We start from the raw sequence: 22,870 nt of genomic DNA on the forward strand, positions 1-22,870 counted from the left end.
GAATCCTCAGTGCTGTGGAATGTGGAGGCGCTTGGCGTCGAGGCCGTCCACGTCGTTCATGTCGATCGTAGGGCCCCCGGATTTGCTGAACGGCCGATAGGTCACGGTGGACGGGGGGTCGTCGGACAGCCGCCAGACCTCGATGTTCCCCTTGGGGGTCGGCTTGACCTCCGGGTCACCCAGGCGTTCGAACAGCTCTGTACGCGTCTGCTGGAGTTGCTCCTCCGTCACCATACGCACGCCCTTGCTGTCTTCCTCGCCGATCAGGTCGCCGTTGTCATCCGACATGATGTCGCGAACGGCCTTCGATCTCTCCTCGTAGGTCTTCGGCAGCCCCTCGTCGTCCGAATCGGCGGGGGGTTCGTCGTCACCCCCGGTCGGAGGCTCGTCGCCGCCTCCGCCGGCGCCGCCCCGGCCGCCGACTCCGGCCGGCTCACGGGCCTCGGTTTCGGCCAGTTCGCGTTCGAGGGCCTGGCTGACCTCGGTGGTCTCGGCGTCGACGGCTTCGAGTTCGGGTGCGCTGTCGGCGGCCGCCTGGAGGTATGCCTCCAGGTCGGCGACCATCTCCGTGCTGATGGTGGTGACGGCCTCGTCGACCGCGACCTCGACCTCGCCCAGAATGGCCGCGGCCTCGCCGGCGTCGAGGGCACCGGCGGCGGCATCGGACCCACCGAAGGTGAACACGGTGAGTGCGACGCCAAGCGCGGTGGTGAAGCCGATGGCGATGCCGGCCTCGCCGAGTTTCTGCTCGACTTTGCTGTGGGCCGTGTCGATGGCCTGGGCGAAGGCGTCGCAGGCTTTGGCGAGCCGGTCGCAGGCGTATTTGGCGGTGGACAGCGGGGCCTTGCCGCCGTCGGGGTCGTCCTTCCAGATCCTGGCCCAGAAGTCGGCCATCGCCGTGATCGAGTCACCGGAGTTGTTGTCGGTGATGGCCGACACGTGCCCGTGCAGGCCGGTGCCCAGGGTGTCGATGGCGCCGGAGGCGGTACGGAACGCGGTGGCGGCGGTACGCAGACTGTCCTGGTGGCCGTTCGGCCAGTACTTGGCGATGGCGTGGGGTACGGAGGAGTGGCCGGGGCCGACCGCGGTGGGCGGGTCGGGGTAGAAGATGTCGGCGAAGACCACGGGCAGCGGGAACTGCTCCGGTGGGCTTCCCCCTGCCTTGGGGTTGGAGTGGTGGTCGGCCTTGAGGTAGTTGTTGGCGGTGGTCACCAGGCCGGTGGCGGCCTGGCCGATGGCGCGGTCCGCGGCCGACAGGGCGCCGAACAGGGCCTTGGCCGCGGGGTCGTACGTGGCGGCGAACCCGTGCCCGTAGCTGTCGTCGCCGGCCATGCCGGAGATGTTCTGCAGTGCCGTGTTCAGCGTGTCCGCGATCTTGTCGAGTGCGTCCTGGCCGGCGGCGAACCTCAGGGCGACGGAATAGAGGTCTTCCGGGTGGAGGTCCAGCGGCGCGGCGACGCCGCCTCCGTCGTCGGCGGGCCGGCTCACCGGCCGCCCCACATACGCAGGTTGGCGGTGTGCGCCGCCGCGTAGTTGCCGTGGGCGGTCGTCAGGACCTTGTGCAGGTCGCGCAGAGCGCCGTGCAGGTCGGCGGAGGCGGTACGCCACTGGTTGTAGTACGCGCTGAACGCGTCCTGGGCCTCGCCCTCCCACCCCTCGGTCACCCGTCGCACCGCCCCGTCCAACTGCGTCAGGTGCTTCTGCAACTGCGTCACCAGCGTGTCCAGGTCCTCGGCGGCCTGGGCCAGCTTCTCCAACCGGACCGATATCCGTCCCGACATCCAACCCCCTCCCCACCGACCGACGCCAAGTCTTCCAAGTCCGTCCGCCACGCGCTATGCCACTGAGCCCGCGTCAGTTCGACAGGCCGGTCGCCGAGCCGCGCCGCGAAGGAGCTGATCGGGTTCGCGCCGGTCGGCCGTGGTCGCTGCCTTGGACGACGTGGTGCTTTTCGCCCGCCACGCCACGACGAGTTTTCGCTCCGGGCGCAGCGTCGATTTCGTGATCAACAGTGCCGCGATCATGGCCTGCCCGCAGACCCGGGTCGGGCCCGGCTGGGAGGCGCGGTTCGCCACCAACCATCTGGGGCACTTCGCCCTCGTCAACCGGCTCCGGCAGGCTGTCGCGCCCGGCGGCGCGCGGGTTGTGTCCGTCTCCTCCCGCGGCCACCACTTCTCCGGCATCCCCTGGGACGATGTCCAGTGGGAGCGCGGCTGGATCGACGAGGACGGCAATCCGCTGAACCCCCAGGGCTTCAAGACCCCGGCGCAGGGCGCGGCCACGCAGGTGTGGGCGGCCACTTCGCCGCGGCTGGACGGCATGGGCGGGGTGTACCTGGAGGACTGCGACATCGTCGAGCCCGCTGTCGAGGGTGACGAACGCTCCGGCGTCGGCGACTGGGCGACCGACCCCGCGCAGGCGGCCCGGCTGTGGGAGCTGTCGGCGCGGCTCACGGGCGTGGACGCCTTCTCCGCCTAGGACTCGCCTCAACCGCGGCGGCCTGTCAGAAGGTCCAGCGCTGGTTGCTGCCGCCGTTGCAGGTCCACAGTTCGACCGGCGCGCCGTTGGCGGTGCTTCCTCCCGTCACGTCCAGGCAGAGGCCCGACAGGGCACTGGTGACAGTGCCGTCGGAATTGAGGTTCCACTGCTGGTTGGCCTGGTTGTTGCACGGCCAGACGATGACCTTGGTGCCGGGACTGGTGCCCTGGCTGTTCGCGTCGAGGCACATCTGGCTGCTGCCGCCGTAGACGGTCAACTGGTTCGACGAGGTGCGTGTGAAGATCTGGTTGGAGCCGCCCGAGCAGTCCCAGATCTGCACCTGTGTGCCCGCCGTGGTGGACGCGTTCGGTACGTCCAGGCACTTGCCCGCGCCCACCGCGTGCAGTTCGCCGCTGGTCCCGCCGCTGGTCGATCCGGTCGGGGTCACGTAGACCGCGAAGGCGTCGTGTGCGGCCTGGAAGGTGATGGGTACCGTGAGGGAACCGGCCGACGTGCTCAGGTTCTGGTTGTAGACCACCTGCGGGGCGCCCAGGGGCGCCTGGTCGGGGATGCGCTCCACGGTGACGTTGACGCTGCCGTTGCCGGCCAGCCACGGCACGGAAGACAATCCGGCGAAGGTGACGGAGGCAGCGCCGGTGTAGCCGTTGCTGTCACCGATGACGGCGACGGCGCGCTTGGCCGCGCTGTCCTCCGAGGCGGAGATCGCCGTGCTGTCGACCTGGCCGGAGGTGCCGACCAGGGTGCCGGTCAGGTCGGCGTAGGTGCGCAGGGCCCACCAGTTGCCGTTCGGCTGCCAGGTGCCGCCGGACTGGGTCAGCACGCCGGTCAGGTTGGGGGTCATGCAGCAGACCCAGTTGCCGCGCATCGCGTTGGTGTATCCGGACTGTGCGAAGCGCGCCAGGTACCAGGCGGTGACGCCGGCGGTCTGCCGGTCGGCGGGCTGGTATTCGTTGGCGGACAGCGGCCGCGCCGGGATGCCCGCCGCCGACAGCGCGTTGTTGATCGACTGGGACACGGTGACCGGGTCGTCGACGTCGCCCTCGTCGTGGTTGGTGATCATGTCGGGGACGGTTCCGGCGGCTTTGACGTGGGCCAGCCACGTGCTCCATTCGCCGGGATTGGACTGGGGGGTGAAGGCGAGGGACGGGCCGACGATCTTCGCGTTCGGGGCGATGCGGCGGATCTCCCGGTAGGCGGTGTCCCACATCTGGAAGTACTGGGGGCTGTTCATGCCCCGGGTCCAGAACACGGAGATGTCCGGTTCGTTGTAGATGTCGTAGGCGAAGGGCAGGCCGGAGGCCTGGAGGGCGCCGACGGTGGAGTCGATGAAGCTGATCCAGTTGGAGCAGTTCCCGTTGTCGCAGGGGTACGTCTCGTTCGAGGGCTGGCCGCCGTTGTTGCCCCACAGGTCGCTGACCAGGACCTGGTACTCGGCGTGGTAGGGCGGCTGGGTCAGCCGTCGGGCCTGCGCGACGATCGAGTCGATGTCGGCCTTGGTCGCCGAGCCGTAGCTGTAGTTGTCCTTGATCCAGCCGCCGGAGAACCATCCGCCGCCGCGGAAGGCGTTGATGCCCAGGGGCTGCAGGTACTGGTCGGCGGGCTGGGTGCCGTCCTGGCTGACACCGTAGAGGAACCCTTCGCCGACGCCGGTGGCCGGGCCTCGCGTCTGCGCCAGGTCGACGCTCAGCGTTTTGGTCGCGGCCGATGCGCCGTGCGCCGGTGCCACGAGCATGAACGCGGCCGTGAGCAGGGTGGCCGCCGCGGCGGTGAGCCGGCCGCGCTTGGATGTCGTCCTCATCGAATCTCCTGATGCCGGCGCAATGCGGCGCTCGGTGGGTGGGGGGAAGCAGGTGAAGCGATGACGTGCTACCTCCGTGTCTGCTCGGCCTCTCGACGGGCACGGTCGTCGGCGAGCAGGAGGTAGGCGCTCGCGGTCCAGGTGTACGCGCGGTCACGCAGTCCTTCACCGGTGAGGGCGTCGAAGTTCTCGGCGAAGCCGGACTTCTCGCACAGCGACAGGAAGCGTCGGCTGATGTCGTCGGCGAGGTCGGTGTGGCCGGCGCGGCGCAGGCCGTCCTCGATGAGCACCGTGGAGGGTGCCCAGATCGGGCCGCGCCAATAGCCGTCGGCCCGGTAGTGCGGCGAGTCGGGGTGCTCGGTGGCCAGGCCGTAGGGCGTGAGGTGGGAGGCGATCCGCTCGGCGAGCCGTTCGCCGATCTCGCGCGGCAGGCGCTCGCCCAGCACGATCGGCATCAGGTCCAGGAGACTGCGGCTCGCGGACAGCCCACCGCCGTAGGGCGAACCGCTGCGGAAGCGGCCGCCCGACCACAGGAGCTCGACAAGGGCCTCCTGAAGTGAGTCCGCGGCGCGAAGCCACCGCTCGGCCTCCTCGCGCTTGCCCAGCGCCCGGGCCAGCTCGGACAGTTCGGCCGACTGGAGTACGAGGAAGGCGGTCAGGTCCGCGGTGACCGCCACGCGCCCGGTGCGGAATGTGGTGGCGTTGTCCCAGCCGCTGTCGTTGCCGTGCTGGTAGTGGGGGAGCCGCCGGCCGGGGGCGGTGCGGGCGGTGAGCCAGAAGTCCGTCCAGCGCGCCAGGCTCCCGTAGACCTCGGTGAGGTGCTGTGCCGTCGGCGGCCGGGGCAGCCGTTCGCGCAGCCGGCGCAGCGCCCAGCCGTGGACGGGCGGTTTCACGAAGTTGTAGAGGACCTCGGAGTGGGTGACCGAATCCGGCAGGGCGCCGCTGTCGTCCTGGTGGTCGAACGGCAGTCGGAACTGGTGCCAGGCCAGGTCCGGCAGGCCGGGGGCCAGGGCGAGGGCGTTGAAGCAGTGGTCCCAGCTCCACACCTTGTCCATCCAGTGCTTCGACATCAGGACGGCGGGGCGCCGTACGAAGCCGGCCGGGCGTACGGTGGCCGACCACAGGACGTACGCGGCCAGTTCGGCGGCCGGGGCCACGTCCGCCGGGCCCGCGGTGACCGCTTCGGCGAAGGTGCGGAACGCCTCCTCGCCGCGAGCCGCGACGGCGGCGAACGCACCGTCGGGCAGGTACGGCCGCCGGGCGCTCTCGATCTCCTCGACGGCGGCTTCCCACTCGTCGGCGCCGGACAGGACGACGCTGCGGACCGCCGTGCCCAGAGCCTCGGCGCCCTCGGCGGCGGCGACCCCCTTCAGGAGGGTGATCCGGTAGCGACGGCCGGTCTCGTAGGAGGTGAAGTGGAAGGAGCCGTCGACGGGGTCGCGGTAGAAGTAGGTGCCGCTGAACGGCGTCAGTTCCGCGGCGGCGGCGCGGATCAGCAGGCCCAGCCCGCGGCCGAGCAGCCGGACGGTGTCGCAGCTCTCGTACGCCAGTTGGACCTGCCCGGTCTCTCCCTGCCAGGTCAGGCGAGCGGGCGTGGCGTGCCAGGTGCTCCGGGCGACGCCGCCGGTCCCGGGGTGGACCGGCGTCAGGCGCAGCACCGCGTGCATGCCGCCTTGGTGCGAGACCAGATGCAGGTCTTCGGCCTGCCTGTGCGGGGCGACGACCGGTGAGATGCCGAACCACGACCCGTGGTGGCTGAACGGTATCTCCTGAACGGGGAAGGCGGGGCCGGCGGGGAAGGCGGGGCCGGCGGGGGAGTCGGGGCCGGCAGGGGTGTCGGGGCTGTCGGCCGTCAACGGGGACTCGGTCCTTTCCGCGACGACCGGTTCCCGACCGGGGCCGGACCGGCGCCCGCGGTCTTCAGGAGGTACGTCGGGGGTGTCGCCCCGCTGTCCGACCGGCAGGGCCTCGCCGTTCATGGCACCCTCCCTTTCGCCGCCACCCGCCGCACGGGCAGGGGTGCCGGCACGGCGGCCGCTCCCGCCGCGACGGCGTTTCGTATCCGGAGTGCGAATCGGTTCGACCGCGAACGTAGAACCCGCACCCAGACCCGTCAAGACTGCGGGTGCCCCTGTCTGCCTGCCATGTGACGATGGCGGGTCCACGGGCGGGGCCCGGAGCAGGGCGTTCCTGGAGCCTCGGGCGCCGAACCGATTCGCGCGCAGTACCATGGCCATGCGCAAGTAGCGCTGAGGAGTCGCATGAACATCGGGGAGATCGCGCGGCGGGCGGGTGTGTCGCGCAGCACGGTGTCGTACGCCCTCAGTGGCAAGCGGCCCGTGGCGCCCGGCACGCGCAAGCGCATCCAGGACGTGATCGACGAATCGGGCTACCGGCCCAACGCGACCGCCAGGGCGCTCAAGGAGGGCCGCACCCGGACCATCGGCCTGGTGATCCCGCCTGCGGGCAATCGGCTGACGCACATGCAACTGGACTTCGTGGCCAGTGTGGTCGACGCCGCCGCCCGCGCGGACCTGGACGTCCTGCTCTCACCGTCCGGCGGCGACCACGACCGGTCCTTCGAGCGGCTGGTCTCAGAAGGCCGGGTCGACGGGGTCATCCTGATGGAGATCCGGCTGGAGGACGCCCGCGTGGGCAGGCTCCAGGAGGCACGACTGCCCTTCGTCGGCATCGGCCGCACCGCCGGCGACGAGCAGATGTGCTGGATCGACATCGACTACGCCGGCCTGATCCAGCACACCGTCCGGCACCTCGCAGACCTCGGGCACCGCAGGGTGGCCCTGGTCAACCGCTCGCCGGAACTCCTCGCCGCGGGCTACGGTCCGGCCCACAGGGCCCGGGAGGGTTTCGCCGCCGCCACCGCGGAACGCGGCCTCGACGGCGTGGAGGTGCCGTGCGGCGACGACGCCCGCTCCGGCCAGGAGTGCCTGGAGGAGCTTCTGCGCGCCCACCCGGACCTGACCGCCGTCACCACGATCAACGAGGCCGCGCTGCCCGGCATTCAACGGGCGCTGGACGACGCCGGCCTGACCGTGCCGTACGACTTCTCGGTGACCGGTGTGGCGGCCCTGCCCTGGGCCGAGGACTTCCGCCCGCCGCTCACCGCAGCCGACGTCCCCGCTCTGGACATGGGCGACAAGGCCGTGTCCCTGCTGGTCGAACGCATCGCTGTGCCTCTCACGCCGCCCCGGCACATCCTCCTCGCGCCACCCATCTCGCTGCGCTCCAGCACGGGCGCCGTGCCCTCGCACCGTCTCCCGGATGTCGTCGGGCGACGTGGATGACGCCGTTCCCGGGCCCCTGCGGTCCTCGGCGGTGGGCTCCGCGCCCCACCATGACATGGGATGAATTCATAGGGCCGGACTCGATTTCCCGCCCGGCGAAACGGCGCTCGCGGCGCGAAAACAGCTGACTGTCCCCTCGAAGCTGCGGGGATCGCGAGGAGTTGCCCGTTGGGACGCTCAATGCATCTCTTCTCGGACATGGGATGACCCTGTTACGCTCGTCGGGCGCCGGCAGGGGAGTGTGGGTCGATCGATGTCGCTGACCGACAAAGCCATCGCACGCATCAGGGAGCTCATCCGGTCCGGGGAGCTCCCGCCAGGGGCGAAACTGCCGCCGGAACAGCAGCTTGCCTCCGATCTGGGGCTTTCCCGCAACTTGATGCGCGAGGCGGTCAAAGCGCTGGTGATGGCACGCGTCCTGGAGATCCGGCGGGGGGACGGCACCTATGTCACGAGTCTTGAGCCGGAACTGCTGCTGGAAGGCCTCGGCTGGGCGGTGGAACTGCTGCGCGGCGACAAGCTCCTCGAACTGACCGAAGTCCGGCGGCTCTTCGAGCCGATCGCCACAGGGCTCGCCGCCGGCCGGATCTCCGAGGAGGACCTCGCGGGGGTCAAACACCACCTGGACGCCATGAGGCGGGCCCGCGACGACGTCGAACTGCTCAACAAGCATGACGCCGCATTTCACCGCGCGGTGCTCGCCTCCGCGGGAAACAGCACGCTGGCCACCCTGCTGGACGGTATTTCCAGCCGGACAGTGCGCGCCCGGGTGTGGCGCGGTCTGGTCGACGAGAGGGCCGGCGACCGGACCATCGCCGAACACCAGGCGATCTACAACGCCCTGGTCGCCCGGGACCGCGCGCTGGCCGAAGCCGCGGCGCTGATCCACGTGAGTACGACGGAGCAGTGGCTGCGCGAGCACTTCGACCAGTGACGCCCATCCGCCCGGGCGATCCTCGAAGGGACCGAACGCGGCGTCCTGACCCCGCTGCTGAGCGCGAGCCTGACCACGCAGCGGGTGCGCGGGCTCAGCAGGCACTGGTCGCTGCCGACGTGGGACAAGCCGGCCACCCAGTCCGAAACCTGTGAGCCGGTGAGGCGGCAGTAAGCATGCTCTGAAGAGCCGGTCCGCCAAGCCCGGAGGGCAGCGCCGTGGCGCTCCGCCATGCCTCACGGCCCGGACGCGGGGCTGTTGGCGGCCCGTCAGGGCGGGGTCGGCCGCCGGAACAGTCCCCGCAGTCTTGACAGCGTGGGCCGGCTGGTGCAGTTTATGTGTCTGATACATGGCGCGACTGACTCGTTGATATATGGCATTCACGAGGAAGTGCGAGGAGCGGCAGGCCGACAACCGGATGCAGCACCACCATCGGATTCTTCTCCGAGGCACGTCAGTGCCTCGTCCCCCCACGCGAGGAGAATGATCTTCCATGTCCTGGCTCTACGAGGAGTCTCTTCTCCGTGCGGAATGTGGGAGCGCTCCCACTGTTGCTCGCCGCCATCCCGGGCATACCGCCCGGGCATTCCCGGGTGGCTGAGCAGCGCACCGGCTCCACCAGCGGCGCGGCGAGTCCGCCGCGAGCCCACACGTCCACGGACGGTGGCCCCTTCCCGAGAAGACAAGGAAGTCGATGAAAACCGGACCCATGCAATGGCCACGCCTGCGACGCAGACTTGCGGCGGGCTCGGCACTCGTCCTCAGCGCGGCAGCGCTGACCGCGGCGGTCGGCGTCCATTCGGCGGCCGCCGCGACCCGGGTGGCCAACCCGTATTCGGGTGCCACGCCCTACCTCAACACGGACTACGTCTCCGAGGTGCAGGCCCAGGCGTCCGCGGACGGCAGCAGCGCCGAGGCGAAGGTGGCGAGCTACCAGACCGCCATCTGGATGGACCACATCGGGGCCATCGCGGGCGACAGCACCCACCTCGGACTCCAGGCCCAGTTGGACCAGGCGGAGGCACAGGCTGCCGCCAGCGCCAACCCGGTGCTCTTCGAGGTCGTCGTCTACGATCTGCCGGGCCGTGACTGCGCGGCGCTCGCCTCCAACGGTGAGATCCCGGCGACCGATGCCGGACTGACCGAATACGAAAGCCAGTACATCGACCCGATCGCCGCGCTGCTGGGCAACTCCAAGTACAGCAACCTGCGCATCTCCGCGATCATCGAGCCCGACTCGCTGCCCAACGCGGTCACCAACCAGAGCAAGACCGCGTGCGCGACGGCGACGCCGTACTACGAGAAGGGCGTCGCGTACGCGCTGAACAAGCTGCACGCGATTCCCAACGTCTACAACTACCTGGACATCGGCCACTCCGGGTGGCTCGGCTGGTCCAGCAACATGAGCCCGGCGGCCGCGGAGTTCGCCAAGGTGGCCAGGGCGACCACGGCGGGCGTCGCGAGCGTGGACGGCTTCATCAGCGACACCGCGAACACCACGCCGACCGACGAGCCGTTCCTGCCCAACAGCACGCTCCAGGTGGGCGGTCAGCCGCTGGACTCGGCCAACTTCTACCAGTACAACCCGTACTTCGACGAGCACAGCTACGACGAGGCCATGCACGCCGCCATGGTCTCCGCGGGCTTCCCCAGCTCGGTCGGCATGCTGATCGACACCTCCCGCAACGGCTGGGGTGGTGCCGCCCGGCCGACCTCGCTCAACTCCAGCCCCACCAACGTCAACGACTACGTCACCGCGAACAAGATCGACAAGCGTCCGTTCCGCGGCGACTGGTGCAATGTCAACGGCGCCGGCATCGGCAATCGGCCGACCGCGTACCCGTACGGGACGAGCGACCCCGTCATCGGGTTCGTGTGGATCAAGCCTCCGGGTGAGTCCGACGGCGACTACCCGACCAGCTCGCACACGCACGGCGACCCGCACTGCGACCCCAACGGCACCCAGACGGACGGCAACGGCGGCACGTACCCGACCGATGCCATCCCCGGTTACGACGTCCCGGCCGGCCAGTGGTTCGCCTACCAGTTCCAGCAGCTGGTCGCCAACGCCTACCCGGCGCTGGGCTCCGGCAGCGTCGACACCACCCCGCCGTCCACGCCCGCCAACCTGGCGGTGTCGGGGACGACGAGCAGCAGTGTGTCGCTGACGTGGTCGGCGTCGACGGACAACGTGGGTGTGACCGGGTACAACGTGTATCGGGGTTCGACGCTGGTGGGTTCGGCGACGACCACGTCGTTCACGGATACCGGGCTGTCGGCGTCGACGGCGTATTCGTACACGGTGAAGGCGAAGGATGCGGCCGGTAATCTGTCGGCGGCTTCGAGCGCGGTCAGCGCGACCACGCAGGCCGGCACCGGCGGCGACACCACGCCTCCGTCGGCTCCGGCGAACCTGGCGGTGTCGGGGACGACGAGCAGCAGTGTGTCGCTGACGTGGTCGGCGTCGACGGACAACGTGGGTGTGACCGGGTACAACGTGTATCGGGGTTCGACGCTGGTGGGGTCGGCGACGACCACGTCGTTCACGGACACGGGGCTGTCGGCGTCGACGGCGTATTCGTACACGGTGAAGGCGAAGGATGCGGCCGGTAACCTGTCGGCGGCTTCGAGCGCGGTCAGCGCGACCACGCAGGCCGGCACCGGCGGCACCGGGACGCTGAAGGTGCAGTACAAGAACAACGACTCCTCGCCGGGCGACAACCAGATCAAGCCCGGTCTGCAACTGGTGAACACCGGCACCGGCTCGGTGTCCTTGTCGACGGTGACGATCCGGTACTGGTTCACCAGCGACGGCGGCGCGTCGACCTTCACCGCGAACTGCGACTACGCGGCCGTCGGCTGCGGCAACGTCTCGCAGAGCGTCACGGCGATGTCGAGCCCGAAGACGGGTGCCGACCACTACCTCCAGGTCTCGTTCACCGGGGGCAGCCTGGCGGCCGGGGCGTCGTCCGGTGACATCCAGAGCCGGCTGAACAAGACGGACTGGTCGAACTTCACCGAGACCAACGACTACAGCTACGGCACGAACACCTCGTACGCCGACGCGTCCAAGATCACGGTGTACGTCAACGGCACCCTGGTCTACGGCACCGAGCCGTAGAGCCGACCGTCCTCCGGCGGAACGACCGCTCGTGAACACCGTGGTGGACAGGCGCCAACCTCCTGTCCACCACGGGACGAGCGGCCGCCCGCGCGGGGGAGTGCAGCTGTCGTTCGGCGCGATCGTCAGGCGGGTCGGGAGCGTACATGGCGGTGGGTGGACCGGGCCGCGTCGGACCGACGCTGGACGATGTCGCCGAACGGGCCGGGGTCGGGCGGGGCACGGTCTCGCGGGTGCTCAACGGCTCGACACATGTCAGCGACCAGGCGAAGGCCGCGGTGAGGGCAGCGGTCAGGGAGCTGGGATACCTGCCCAACAGTGCCGCCCGGGCGCTCGTGGGGAGCCGCACGGACGCGATCGCCCTGGTCATCCCCGAACCGGAGAGCAAGATCTTCGCCGAGCCGTTCTTCATGGACACCGTCCGCGGAGCGAGCGATCAACTCGCCGACTCCGGTGTGCAGTTGCTGATGATGTTCCTGCGCACACCCAAGGAGCGGCGGCGCCTGGTCCATTATCTCAGGGCACACCGGGTCGACGGCGCGCTGCTGGTGTCCGTGCACAAGGACGACTCCCTCCCGGACCTGCTCAGCCGGATCGGGTTGCCCGTCGTCCTCAGCGGCCGCCGGACCGACGCGGAGTCGATGTCGTACGTCGACGCCGACAACACCGGCGGTGCGCGATCCGCGGCCACGCTTCTGTTCCGGCAGGGGCGGCGGGCGGTCGCCACCATCACCGGGCCGCCGGACATGTACGTCGCGCGGTGCCGACTGGACGGCTACCGCCAGGCCGTGGCCGTCGCGGGGGCCGGTGTCGACGAATCGCTGATCGAGGCCGCCGACTTCACCGATGAGGGCGGGCGCGCCGCCATGCGTGCCCTGCTGGAGCGCCGTCCTGACGTGGACGCCGTCTTCGCCGCCTCGGACCTCATGGCGTTCGGGGCGCTCCAGGCCCTGCGGGAGACGGGCCGCCGGGTGCCGGACGACGTCGCCCTGATCGGCTTCGACGACTCCGCGATCGCACGGCACACGGACCCGCCTCTCACGAGTGTCCGCCAGCCCACCGCGGACATGGGCCGGAACATGGCCCGCATACTCCTGGACGCGATCTCGGGCAGCTCCACGGCGCCACAGCACCTCGTCCTGCCGACAGAGGTGGTACGCCGCCGGTCCGCGTAGGCACGCGAGGCCGTGTCGCTGTGCCGGCGGTGGGGGCGGTGGGGGCAGTGTCGGCCTGCCCGCTGTATCGGCTGCCGGTGAAGGCCGCCCGGGCCCGGAGAAGGCTTGTGTGACGCACCTCTTGAGGTCCGGCCCGGGGATGTGTCAGTCTCATTTCTGCATCCGCCGGAGCACCTCCCCGGCGGCCAGCCGCGCACGCCTGCACCCCCCACGCTGGATGTGAGCGCTCACATTTCTTGAGGGCGACCGCATTCCTCACCCCAGGAGTGTCCTGTGACCCGAGGTATCGCTCTGACCTGGCCGAACAACCCGTGCCCAGCACCGGGAACGCCGGGGGTCGGGCGCCGACGACCGGTCCTCGGGTGAAGCAGGTGCCACTCCCGCGCCTCCTGTGAGAGGTCGAGGCCGCCGTCGAGGGTCGTCTGCCCTGCTTATGAGACTGACTCATCGTCGCGCGATGTTCGTGCGCGACGGGCGCGGCCGGGCGAGCGCAGCAGGCTCCGTCACCCGCTCGTCGGGCGGTCGTGGGCCACGCATGCGTTTCTCCCTCGCCCACCGCTCCGCGGGAGAGCGCCGTTCCAGCTTGTCTCTCCTCGAAGGAGGCTCCGATGTATCACCGCACATCCTCCGGGCCCACCGGCCTGCGCCGCGTCAGACCGCTCGCCGTGCTCCTGCTGGCCCTCGCGATGGCGGCGGCCGTCTTCGGCGGCAGGGCCGCCGCGAGCGGCACGGTCGTACAGGCGAAGGCCGTGGCCCGTCCCGCGGCCGCGGCGGCGTCCTCGCTGCCGTGCGACATCTACGCGGCCGGCGGCACCCCGTGCATCGCCGCCCATTCCACCACCAGGGCGCTGTTCGCGGCGTACAACGGGCCGCTCTACCAGGTGCAGCGGGCCTCCGACCACACGTACCACGACGTGGGCCTGCTGTCCGCGGGCGGCTACGCCGACGCGTCGGCCCAGACGTCCTTCTGCGCCGGCACCTCGTGCACCATCACGAAGATCTACGACCAGACCAGCCGGCACAACGACATGCCCATCTCGTGGGGCGGCTACTGGAAGGGACCGGGCGCGAACGGCGCGGACGCCGGTGCCGACGCCTCGGCCCTGCCCGTCACCGCGGGGGGAAACCAGGTCTTCGGCGTCAAGGTCACTCCGGGCGTGGGATACCGGATCGACCACGCCAGTGGGGCACCCACCGGCTCCCAGCCCGAGGGCATCTACATGGTGACCTCGTCCAACTACACCAACCAATGGTGCTGCTTCGACTACGGCAGCGGTGAGAACACCCACACCGACACCGGCAACGCCACCATGAACTCCATCTACTGGGGCAACGCCTGCTGGTTCGGCAACTGCGTCGGCACCGGCCCCTGGGTCGAGGCCGACCTGGAGAACGGCATGTACCACACCGGCAGCGGCTCCAACAAGGACCCCAACAACCAGGGCGTGCACTACCCCTTCGTCAGCGCCTGGGAGAAGAACAACGGGACCAGCAACTTCACCCTGAAATACGGCAACGCCGCCAGCGGCGGGCTCACCACCACCTACTCCGGCGCACTGCCGGGCGGCTACTCGCCGATGAAGACCGACAGCTCCCTCCTGCTCGGGACCGGCGGCGACAACAGCGTCTCCGGCCAGGGCGAGTTCTTCGAGGGCGCCATCACCGCGGGCTTCCCCTCCGACGCCACCGAGAACGCGGTGCAGGCGAGCATCACAGCCGCCGGCTACGGCGGCTCCGGCTCCGGCGGGGGCACGGCCACCGCGCTGCGCAACACCAACGCCGGCCGCTGCCTGGACGTCCCCAACCTCAGCCAGACCAACGGCACCCAGACGGAGCTGTGGGACTGCAACGGCGGCACCAACCAGCAGTGGACCCCGACCGGCGCCAAGGAACTGCGGGTCTACGGCAACAAGTGCCTGGACGACGAGGCCAGCGGCACGGCGAACGGGACCCGGGCGATCATCTGGGACTGCAACGGCGGCACCAACCAGCAGTGGAACCTCAACGCGGACGGCAGCATCACCAACGTCCAGTCCGGCCTGTGCCTGGACGCCAGCGCCTACGGCACCGTCAACGGCACCCTCGTCCAGCTCTGGCAGTGCACGGGCGCCACCAACCAGAAGTGGACGCGCGGCTGAGCGTGTCCCCGGAACACGGCTGATCGTGCCCGCGCGCCGCGGATGAACCTCCGCCCCGGCGTGGCCCGCCGCCGGCGGCCGCTCGCCGCGCGGGCCGTCCCCGGTCCCCACCGGCCGGGGACGGCCCGTCGGCACGACATGCCGGCAGCCACCCCGCCCGAACCCCTCCATCACCCGAAGAGAGAGCGACCCCATGATGTTCACTCCACGCCGCAGACGCCCGGAACGCAGCCGAACCCTGAGCGGTGCCTTCGTCGCGGCCCTCGCCGCCGGCGTCGTCGTCGCCGCGCCGGCCGTGACATCGCACGCGGCGACCATGACCACCCTGTATGTGTCGCCGACCGGCAGTGGAACCTCGTGCTCGGCCACGGCACCCTGCTCCCTGGCACAGGCGAAGACGTCCGTGGAAGCCATCGACGCGAACATGACCGGCGACGTCGTGGTGCAGCTCGCGGGCGGCACGTACCGTCCGGCCGCTCCCCTCGTGCTCGGCGGCGCGGACTCGGGCAGCAACGGCCACAGCGTGATCTGGCAGGCCGCCCCCGGCGAGAGTCCGGTGATCTCGGGCGGACAGCAGGTGACCGGGTGGACGGTGAAGGACGCCGCGAACAACATCTACGCCGCCTCCGTACCGGCCGGCGCAGACTCCCGGCAACTGTACGTGGACGGCGCCCTCGCGCCGCGGGCGGCGATCACGATCTCGCGCAGCGATGTGAACATCACCGCCGGCGGCATGACCGTCGTCAATCCCGCGCTGAACTACCTGGCCACGCTGCCGGAGCAGAGCCGGATCGAGGTGGAGAGCCAGGACTCCTTCACCGACCGTTACGCCCCGGTGCAGTCGATCAGCGGTACCACGGTCACGATGCAGCAGCCGGCCTGGAACAACAACAACTGGGGCTACGACACCCTGGCAAAGCCCTTCGCCGGCGGGTCGCTGCAACTGGAGAACTCGTACTCTTTCCTGAAGAGCGCCGGACAGTGGTATCTGGACCCGCAGGCGGGGCAGCTGTACTACAAGGCCCCCGCCGGATGGTCGCCCACCGCCCACGACATCGAACTGCCCCGGCTCACCTCGCTGCTCCAGATCGGCGGCACCTACGCCAACCCGGCCCGCAACATCACCTTCCAGGGCATCGCCTTCGAGCACACCACCTGGTTGCAGCCCAGCACCTCCGTCGGCTACGCCGACCAGCAGAGCGGGACGTTCCTGGGACGTGCCTTCAGCCAGCCCTCGGACTTCCTGACGTCCTGCCAGTCGGGGTGCCCGCTGTTCGAGGCCGCCCGTAACAGCTGGAGCCAGGTACCGGCGGCGGTGCAGGTCTCCGCGGCCGACTCCATCACCTTCTCGGGTGACACGTTCGCGCACCTGGGCCAGGTGGGCCTGGGGATCGGCAACGACGCCGACGCCCACGCCTCCGGTGTCGGGCTGGGTGCCTCGAACATCACGGTCTCGGGCAGCACGTTCACCGACGACTCCGGCGCGGGCATCGTGGCCGGCGGTGTGCAGCCCGACGCCCACCACCCGTCCAACTCCGCGATGACCGACCAGAACATCACCGTCCAGGGCAACCGGATCAGCGGAGTCGCCAAGGACTACAAGGACATGGCCGGGATCCTGTCCACGTATGTCACACACGCCGTCATCACCCACAACGAGGTCTCGGACCTCGCCTACGACGGCATCGACGTCGGCTGGGGCTGGGGCGCCAACGACCCCGGCGGCAGCCAGGACTACCGGAACCGCGGCCTCTACAACTACCAGCCCGTCTACACCACGCCCACGACGCTGAAGAACACCGTCGTCAGCTACAACCTGGTGCACGGGACGAAGAAGGTGTTCCACGACGGCGGCAGCATCTACAACCTGTCTGCCAACCCCGGCGCGAGCATCGATCACAACTACATCTACGACAACCAGCACACCGTCGGCCTCTACCTCGACGAGGGTTCCCGCTACGTGACCCTCGGCAGCAACGTCGTCCAGGACACCGGCGTGTGGGCGTTCACCAACGCGAGCGGCACCAACAACACCAACGACAACACCTTCTCCGGCAACTGGTACAACGGCGGCGCCACCCAGGTCGCCACCGGAGCCCCGCACAACAACGTACTCACCGGAAACATCCAGGTCAGCGGCACCAACTGGCCCTCGGGGGCGCAGCAGGTGATGGCCCAGGCGGGTGCGACGAGCGGCGGAGGCGGCGGCACCACCACCGGGGCACTGCACGCCGTAGGCGCCGGCCGGTGCCTGGACGTGCCGAACGCGTCGACCACGCCCGGCACCCAGACCGAGATCTGGGACTGCAACGGCGGGGCCAACCAGACGTTCACCCACACGTCGAGCGGCCAGTTGACCGTCTACAGCGGCGCGAGCCAGCTCTGCCTGGACGCCGACGGACAAGGCACCGGCCCCGGCACCAAGGTCGACGTCTGGACCTGCAACGGCCAGGGCAACCAGCAGTGGACCTTCAACTCCGACGGCACCGTCACCGGAGTCCAGTCCGGTCTGTGCCTGGACGTGACCGGCGCCTCCACGAGCAACGGCGCCCTCGTCGAGCTGTGGTCGTGCACCGGCGGGTCCAACCAGAAATGGAACCTTTCCTGAGGACTTTCTCCGTGACGGATCCGTAGAGCGCCGTACGCCGGCAGCGGTTCCTCGGCGTGCCGGGACCGGACCCGGCACGCCCACGGCGAGATGAGGCCGTCGTGGCAGGTGTAGGCTCCGCCTCGAAGGTCGTGCAGTCGCGTACCGTCCGGCCTGCGACAGGAGACGGAGGAGGCGTGCTGTTGGACGGGGATGCCGACACCCCCGCGTCGGAGCAGGTCCCCGAGCAGGACGCGGCGGCCTACCGTCCGAGGTACGAACTCCTCGCGGAGGAGATCCTGCGGCTCATCGTGGAGCTGAAGCTCCAGCCCGGTGACCGGATGCCCACCGAGAACCAGTTGGCCTCGCGGCTGGGCACCAGCCGGACGGTGGTACGGGAAGCCGTCAAGATCCTCTCGGCCATCGGCCGGATCCGGGCCCAGAAGGGGCGCGGCCTGTTCGTGGCCAACGACGAGGGCATGCTGGGCTCGTCGCGCTGGGGGAGTTTCTTCCTGCCCACCGATCTCGACCACGTCTTCCGGCTGTTCGAGTTCCGCAGCGTCCAGGAGGTCGCGGCCAGTCGGCTGGCGGCCACCCGGGCCACTCCGGCGGACCTGCGCGCGATCGAAGCGGCTGCCGAGACCTGCGAGGAAGGGCACCTGACCGGCCGGCACGAGCTGTTCGACCAGGGGGACGAGGACTTCCATCTCAGCGTGGCCAAAGCCTCACAGAACCCGTTCCTCGTCGACGCCGTCCGCGAGGCCCGCCGTCTTCAGCGCCAGTCGAGCATCATCGGGCTGCACGGCACGGTCGGCGGGCACGCCGAGGAGGCCGTCGTGGAGCACTCGGCGATCCACCGGGCGATCAGCGCCGGCGACCCGGACGCCGCGGCGCTCGCGGCCACGGTCCACCTGGACAAGACGCTCGAGGACTACCGGCGCGAGATCCGGCGCCGGGTGTTCGGCTGAGCCACGGGGGCAGGACCGGCCACCGCCGGGTACGGGGGGCCGACGGCAGGGCGGTCCGGGGCCGCGCCCGGAACGGTGCCCGGCCCCGAAGCCGCTCAGCTGCGCAGGCTCCACTGCTGGTTCGATCCTCCGGTGCAGCCCCAGAGCTGGATCTTTGTTCCGTTGGCGGTACTCGCGCCGTTGGCGTCCAGGCACAGACCCGACTGCACACCGGTGATCGTGCCGTCGGAATTGACGTTCCACTGCTGGTTGGCCTGTCCGTTGCAGTCCCAGATCACCACCGCGGTGCCGTTGGCGGTGCCCTGACCCGAGGCGTCCAGGCACTTGGTGCCGTAGACGACGAGTTGCCTGCTCGCGGCGTACGTCCACCGCTGGTTGGCGCCGCCGTTGCAGTCCCACAGCGCGGCCTGGGTGCCGTTGGCCGTCGTGGAGTTGTTGATGTCGACGCAGCGGCCCGACTGCCGGCCCACGATCTCCTGGTTGCCGGGCGGCGGGGAGGTGGGCGGTGTGCTGGTCGGCGGTGTGCTGGTGGGCGGGGTCGTCGAGCCGAACTGGGTGAAGAAGTTCCACACCACTCCCGACGTCCAGGTGTGCCAGCCGTCACACGTGCATCCGTCGATGGGGCCCGGGTCGTGGCCGGCTCCGTCGAACGCCGCCCACACCACCGGGTACCCGGGCGTGCAGCCGGAGTAGGCGGTGACGATGTGCGTCAGGCTGCCGTACGCCGGCTCCGGCGGGTTCTGCGGGGTGCAGCCGTTGTTCCTGACGAACGTGTCCCGCAGCGCCCGCCCGCCGGCGATGGGAAGGACGTTGTCCCGGATCCCGTGCAGCCCGATGTAGCCGACGGGCTGGGTACCGCCGCTGCACCCGCTCAGGTTCGCCCCGGAGTAGACCGCGACCGCCCGGAAGACCGCGGGCCGGGCGCAGGCCAGTGCGTACGTCATCGCGCCGCCGTAGCTGAAGCCGGAGGAGAAGACCTGCGTCGTGTCGACGCACAGGCCGTCCTCGAGCTGCCTGAGCATGTCGTCGACGAAGGTCACGTCCTGGCCGTTGGTGTTGGCCCAGCCGTTGTCGATGCCTTGCGGCGCGACGAAGACGGTGCTGTTGTTCGCCTGGTCGGCCAGCCGCCTGAGCCCGTAGTAGGACCAGTTGTAGCCGTCGGTGCCGCCGGAGTCGACGTCGTTGGCGGTGCCGCCCACCCAGTGGAATCCGAAGACCAGCCGGTAGGGATGGTTCTGGTCGTAGTTGGCCGGGACTCTCAGGATGTAGCTGCGGTTCTGGCCGCTGCTGGTGATGGTGTGGGTGCCGCTGGACAGCGCGGGCGCCTTGCCGCAACCGCCGGTCGCGGCGGCGGCCGTGGCGGGCGCTGACCAGGCGGTCGTGCTGAAACCGGTGCCCAGCGCCGCGCCGACGGCGGCCGCGACCAGGGCGAGCGCCGCCAGAACCGGCATGAGCAGGGATGTGTGTTTCATCGGCTCTTCTTTCGCCGTGGGGGGATGGGTGCGCGGACCGGTCGCCCGCGCGGTGTCCGGGTTCACCCGGGCCGCACGCGGATCCACGGCAGTCGCACACCCGCCTGCTGTGGACCCTGCGACCAGGAGGCGACGATGACGTTCGTGCCCGGCGCGGTGGCGGCGTCCAGGGCCGCGGTGCGGCTGTTCCACCAACTCCCCGAGGCGGCTGATGCGTTGAATCCCCTGCGGACCGTGTCGGCTCCGGGGCCCTGGCAGCCCGTAAGGGTCGCCGTGGACTTGGTGACGCCGCCCGCCACCAGCCCTGTCAGCGTCAGGGCGGCGGTTGCCGGACCTGTGGTCAGGCGACGAACTGTGCTGTTCACTGCGGTCTCCTGGCGGTGGGGGGACAGCCAAGGGTGTCGCTGCGCGTCCGCATATGACTGTGAGCGCTAACAGTTAGGCTCGGTAAGGGCCTGTCTTCCTGAGAGGTGAGATGGGATGTCTTGCAAGGCAACGGCCGCAGCGTGCATCAGACTGCATGCGCTGTCAACCCTTGTCGCAAACGGCACGGTGATCACGTCTGCCCCACTCGCGGCGACGCGAAGCCGGTGCCCGTACGTGGACAGGGCGGCGAGGCTGCCGAGCCGTGCGGGCCCCGGGTGCCGTGCTGTCGTGGATGTCCAGGTCAGCGGTGCGGTCGCCGCTGGTGCGGCGCGGCAGGGCCGGCGTGGTGGGGCGCCGCCTTGCCGGGAAAACCGTCGCTGGAGTCCGGGTCCCGCTCGCCGCCGTGAGTGTGCCGAGCGAATCGATTCGGGCCGGTGCGACAGCGGGATCACGGGCCTATGTCGCGCCGATTCCCGCCCGGGTGTCGGCCCGCCACCGGGGGCTGGGGTGCCGCCTCCAGCGCCGCGCCCGGCCCGGCAGGCCCGTCGATCGAGCCCAGTCGTATGCGAACCGATTCCCCACCCCGGGGCGCGGCCGCATCGGGCGGGTCCCGGGCGGGCCCGCGCGAGCCCCTCTGGCCTCGGCATGGCTTCCGCACCCTTGACAGACCGGCGGAGTGGAGAGCACCGTCTCACCCCGAAACCTCTCAGCAATCCCACTTCAGAGCGGCCCCATCCAGCGTCCCCGTGGTGTGAACGCTAACACCACGCCCCAGCTGGATCGCGCCGACAGGTAGGGAGATCAGATGGGAAGCACACATACGAGAAGCCCCGTGCTCCTCGGGCGCCGTGGCGTCCAACGGCTGCTCGCAGCGCTGAAGCGCCGGGGCGGCCCGGACACCGTGCCGGACCGGGTACGGGTCGGTCCGCCGCCCGTGCGCCCACGCCGCTCGAAAGTCACCGTGCTCGCCCGGGCGGGAGCGGCGGCCGCCCTCGTCGCGGGCGCGCTGATCGGCGCCACGGCGACCGCCGGTACGGCGCGGGCGGCCACCTCCGAGCCGTGCGACATCTACGCGGCCGGCGGCACGCCCTGTGTGGCCGCGCACAGCACGACCCGTGCGTTGTACTCCTCCTACAGCGGGCCGCTGTACCAGGTGCGCCGTTCCTCGGACAACACGACGAAGGACATCGGCCTGCTGAGCGCCGGCGGTTACGCGGACGCGAGCGCGCAGGACTCCTTCTGCGCGGGCACCACCTGCCTGATCACGATCATCTACGACCAGTCAGGACGCGGCAACAACCTCACCCAGGCGCCCGCGGGCGGCGCGGCCGGCGGCCCGGACAACCTCGCCGTCGCCACCGCCGCGCCCACCACGGTGGGCGGCCACAAGGCGTACGGCGTCTACATCCCGCCGGGGACCGGCTACCGCAACAACCACACCAACGGGATCGCGACCGGGGACAACCCCGAGGGCATGTACGCGATCTTCGACGGCACGCACTACAACGGCGGCTGCTGCTTCGACTACGGCAACGCCGAGACGAACAGCAACGACGACGGCAACGGCACCATGGAGGCCATCTACTTCGGCAACATCAGGGTCTGGGGCTACGGCTCGGGCAACGGCCCCTGGATCATGGCCGACATGGAGAACGGCCTGTACTCCGGGGTCAACGCCGGCTACAACGCCAACGACCCGACCGTCAACTACCGGTACACCACCGCCATCATCAAGGGCGGCCCGAACCACTGGGCCATCCGCGGCGGCAACGCCCAGTCCGGCGGCCTGTCCACGTTCTACGACGGCGCCCGCCCGAACGTGTCCGGCTACAACCCGATGCGCAAGCAGGGCGCCATCATCCTGGGCACCGGCGGCGACAACAGCAAGGGCGCGCAGGGCACCTTCTACGAGGGTGTGATGACCTCCGGCTACCCGTCGGACGCCACCGAGAACTCCGTCCAGGCCAACATCACCTCGGTCGGCTACGCCAATTCCGCGTCCAGTGGCGGCACGACGGGTCCGCTGCACGCGGTGGGTGCCGGCAAGTGCCTGGACGTGCCGAATTCGTCGACGACCGCCGGTACGCAGGTGCAGATCTGGGACTGCAACGGTCAGGCCAACCAGACGTGGACGCGTGACTCCTCCAACGAGCTGACGGCGTACAGCGGCAGCAGCCAGGTGTGCCTGGACGCGTACAACAACCAGACCAGTGCGGGGACCAAGGTGGAGATCTGGCCGTGCAACGGCGGGGTCAACCAGCAGTGGCAGCTGAATTCCAACGGCACGATCACCGGTGTGCAGTCGGGGTTGTGCCTGGACGTGACGGGTGCATCGACGGCCAACGGCGCGCTGGCCGAGCTGTGGACCTGCAACGGCGGATCCAACCAGCAATGGACCCTCGGCTGATCTGACCTCCGGCTGATCTGAACTCCGGCTGATCCGAGCGGAGTCACCCCGTGACCGGATCAGGGCCGGTCACGGGGTGACCCGCAGGGCGACCGATGCG

14 protein-coding genes and 1 pseudogene are annotated in these 22,870 nt (G+C 70.1%); 9 read left to right on the forward strand and 6 right to left on the reverse strand.

Features of this window, described 5'->3' with window-relative positions:
* Positions 1 to 6: 6 nt before the first annotated feature.
* The gene (locus tag ITX44_RS00185; protein WP_205354880.1) at positions 7 to 1,500 is read right to left on the reverse strand and encodes a hypothetical protein; all 1,494 of its coding nucleotides are present in this window, start codon (positions 1,498 to 1,500) and stop codon (positions 7 to 9) included.
* A complete protein-coding gene (locus ITX44_RS00190) occupies positions 1,485 to 1,781 on the reverse strand; it encodes a WXG100 family type VII secretion target (RefSeq protein WP_205354881.1) in 297 nt (98 codons plus the stop codon). The genes ITX44_RS00185 and ITX44_RS00190 overlap by 16 nt, the downstream gene beginning before the upstream one ends.
* Before the next feature lie 199 nt (positions 1,782 to 1,980).
* Here ITX44_RS00190 and ITX44_RS00200 point away from each other — a divergent pair.
* Positions 1,981 to 2,478, forward strand: a pseudogene (locus tag ITX44_RS00200) (SDR family NAD(P)-dependent oxidoreductase); the annotation flags it as partial.
* Positions 2,479 to 2,503: 25 nt separating this feature from the next.
* Here the strand turns inward: ITX44_RS00200 and ITX44_RS00205 are convergent.
* Both ITX44_RS00205 and ITX44_RS00210 read right to left on the reverse strand, forming a co-directional pair.
* Positions 2,504 to 4,297, reverse strand: coding sequence for a lectin (locus tag ITX44_RS00205; protein WP_372440814.1), 1,794 nt, complete (start codon positions 4,295 to 4,297; stop codon positions 2,504 to 2,506).
* Between the two features lie 68 nt (positions 4,298 to 4,365).
* Positions 4,366 to 6,063, reverse strand: coding sequence for an amylo-alpha-1,6-glucosidase (locus tag ITX44_RS00210; protein WP_307795063.1), 1,698 nt, complete (start codon positions 6,061 to 6,063; stop codon positions 4,366 to 4,368).
* A 495-nt stretch (positions 6,064 to 6,558) separates the two neighbouring features.
* Here ITX44_RS00210 and ITX44_RS00215 point away from each other — a divergent pair, with 495 nt between their 5' ends.
* From ITX44_RS00215 to ITX44_RS00245, 7 genes are all read left to right on the forward strand, one after another.
* Complete coding sequence (locus ITX44_RS00215; protein WP_205354883.1) at positions 6,559 to 7,602, forward strand: LacI family DNA-binding transcriptional regulator; 1,044 nt, start codon at positions 6,559 to 6,561, stop codon at positions 7,600 to 7,602.
* A 253-nt stretch (positions 7,603 to 7,855) separates the two neighbouring features.
* On the forward strand, positions 7,856 to 8,536 hold the full coding sequence (locus ITX44_RS00220; protein ID WP_205354884.1) for a FadR/GntR family transcriptional regulator: 681 nt from the start codon (positions 7,856 to 7,858) through the stop codon (positions 8,534 to 8,536).
* Positions 8,537 to 9,230: 694 nt separating this feature from the next.
* Positions 9,231 to 11,657, forward strand: coding sequence for a glycoside hydrolase family 6 protein (locus ITX44_RS42485; protein WP_205354885.1), 2,427 nt, complete (start codon positions 9,231 to 9,233; stop codon positions 11,655 to 11,657).
* A 146-nt stretch (positions 11,658 to 11,803) separates the two neighbouring features.
* The gene (locus ITX44_RS00230) at positions 11,804 to 12,832 is read left to right on the forward strand and encodes a LacI family DNA-binding transcriptional regulator (RefSeq protein ID WP_205354886.1); all 1,029 of its coding nucleotides are present in this window, start codon (positions 11,804 to 11,806) and stop codon (positions 12,830 to 12,832) included.
* Between the two features lie 608 nt (positions 12,833 to 13,440).
* The gene (locus tag ITX44_RS00235) at positions 13,441 to 14,970 is read left to right on the forward strand and encodes an arabinofuranosidase catalytic domain-containing protein (RefSeq protein WP_205354887.1); all 1,530 of its coding nucleotides are present in this window, start codon (positions 13,441 to 13,443) and stop codon (positions 14,968 to 14,970) included.
* 193 nt (positions 14,971 to 15,163) lie between these two features.
* Positions 15,164 to 17,578, forward strand: a complete 2,415-nt coding sequence (locus ITX44_RS00240; RefSeq protein WP_236059631.1) for a ricin-type beta-trefoil lectin domain protein — start codon at positions 15,164 to 15,166, stop codon at positions 17,576 to 17,578.
* A 182-nt stretch (positions 17,579 to 17,760) separates the two neighbouring features.
* Positions 17,761 to 18,525, forward strand: coding sequence for a FadR/GntR family transcriptional regulator (locus tag ITX44_RS00245; RefSeq protein WP_236059802.1), 765 nt, complete (start codon positions 17,761 to 17,763; stop codon positions 18,523 to 18,525).
* A 95-nt stretch (positions 18,526 to 18,620) separates the two neighbouring features.
* Here ITX44_RS00245 and ITX44_RS00250 read toward each other — a convergent pair whose 3' ends face one another.
* Together ITX44_RS00250 and ITX44_RS00255 are read right to left on the reverse strand one after the other, a co-directional pair.
* A complete protein-coding gene (locus tag ITX44_RS00250; protein ID WP_236059632.1) occupies positions 18,621 to 19,997 on the reverse strand; it encodes an RICIN domain-containing protein in 1,377 nt (458 codons plus the stop codon).
* Positions 19,998 to 20,059: 62 nt separating this feature from the next.
* A complete protein-coding gene (locus ITX44_RS00255) occupies positions 20,060 to 20,362 on the reverse strand; it encodes a hypothetical protein (RefSeq protein WP_205354888.1) in 303 nt (100 codons plus the stop codon).
* Positions 20,363 to 21,168: 806 nt separating this feature from the next.
* Here ITX44_RS00255 and ITX44_RS00260 point away from each other — a divergent pair.
* On the forward strand, positions 21,169 to 22,770 hold the full coding sequence (locus ITX44_RS00260; protein ID WP_205354889.1) for an arabinofuranosidase catalytic domain-containing protein: 1,602 nt from the start codon (positions 21,169 to 21,171) through the stop codon (positions 22,768 to 22,770).
* Positions 22,771 to 22,870: the final 100 nt, after the last annotated feature.

It is taken from the genome of Actinacidiphila acididurans (assembly GCF_016918855.1).
Taxonomy (GTDB): Bacteria; Actinomycetota; Actinomycetes; order Streptomycetales; family Streptomycetaceae; genus Actinacidiphila; species Actinacidiphila acididurans.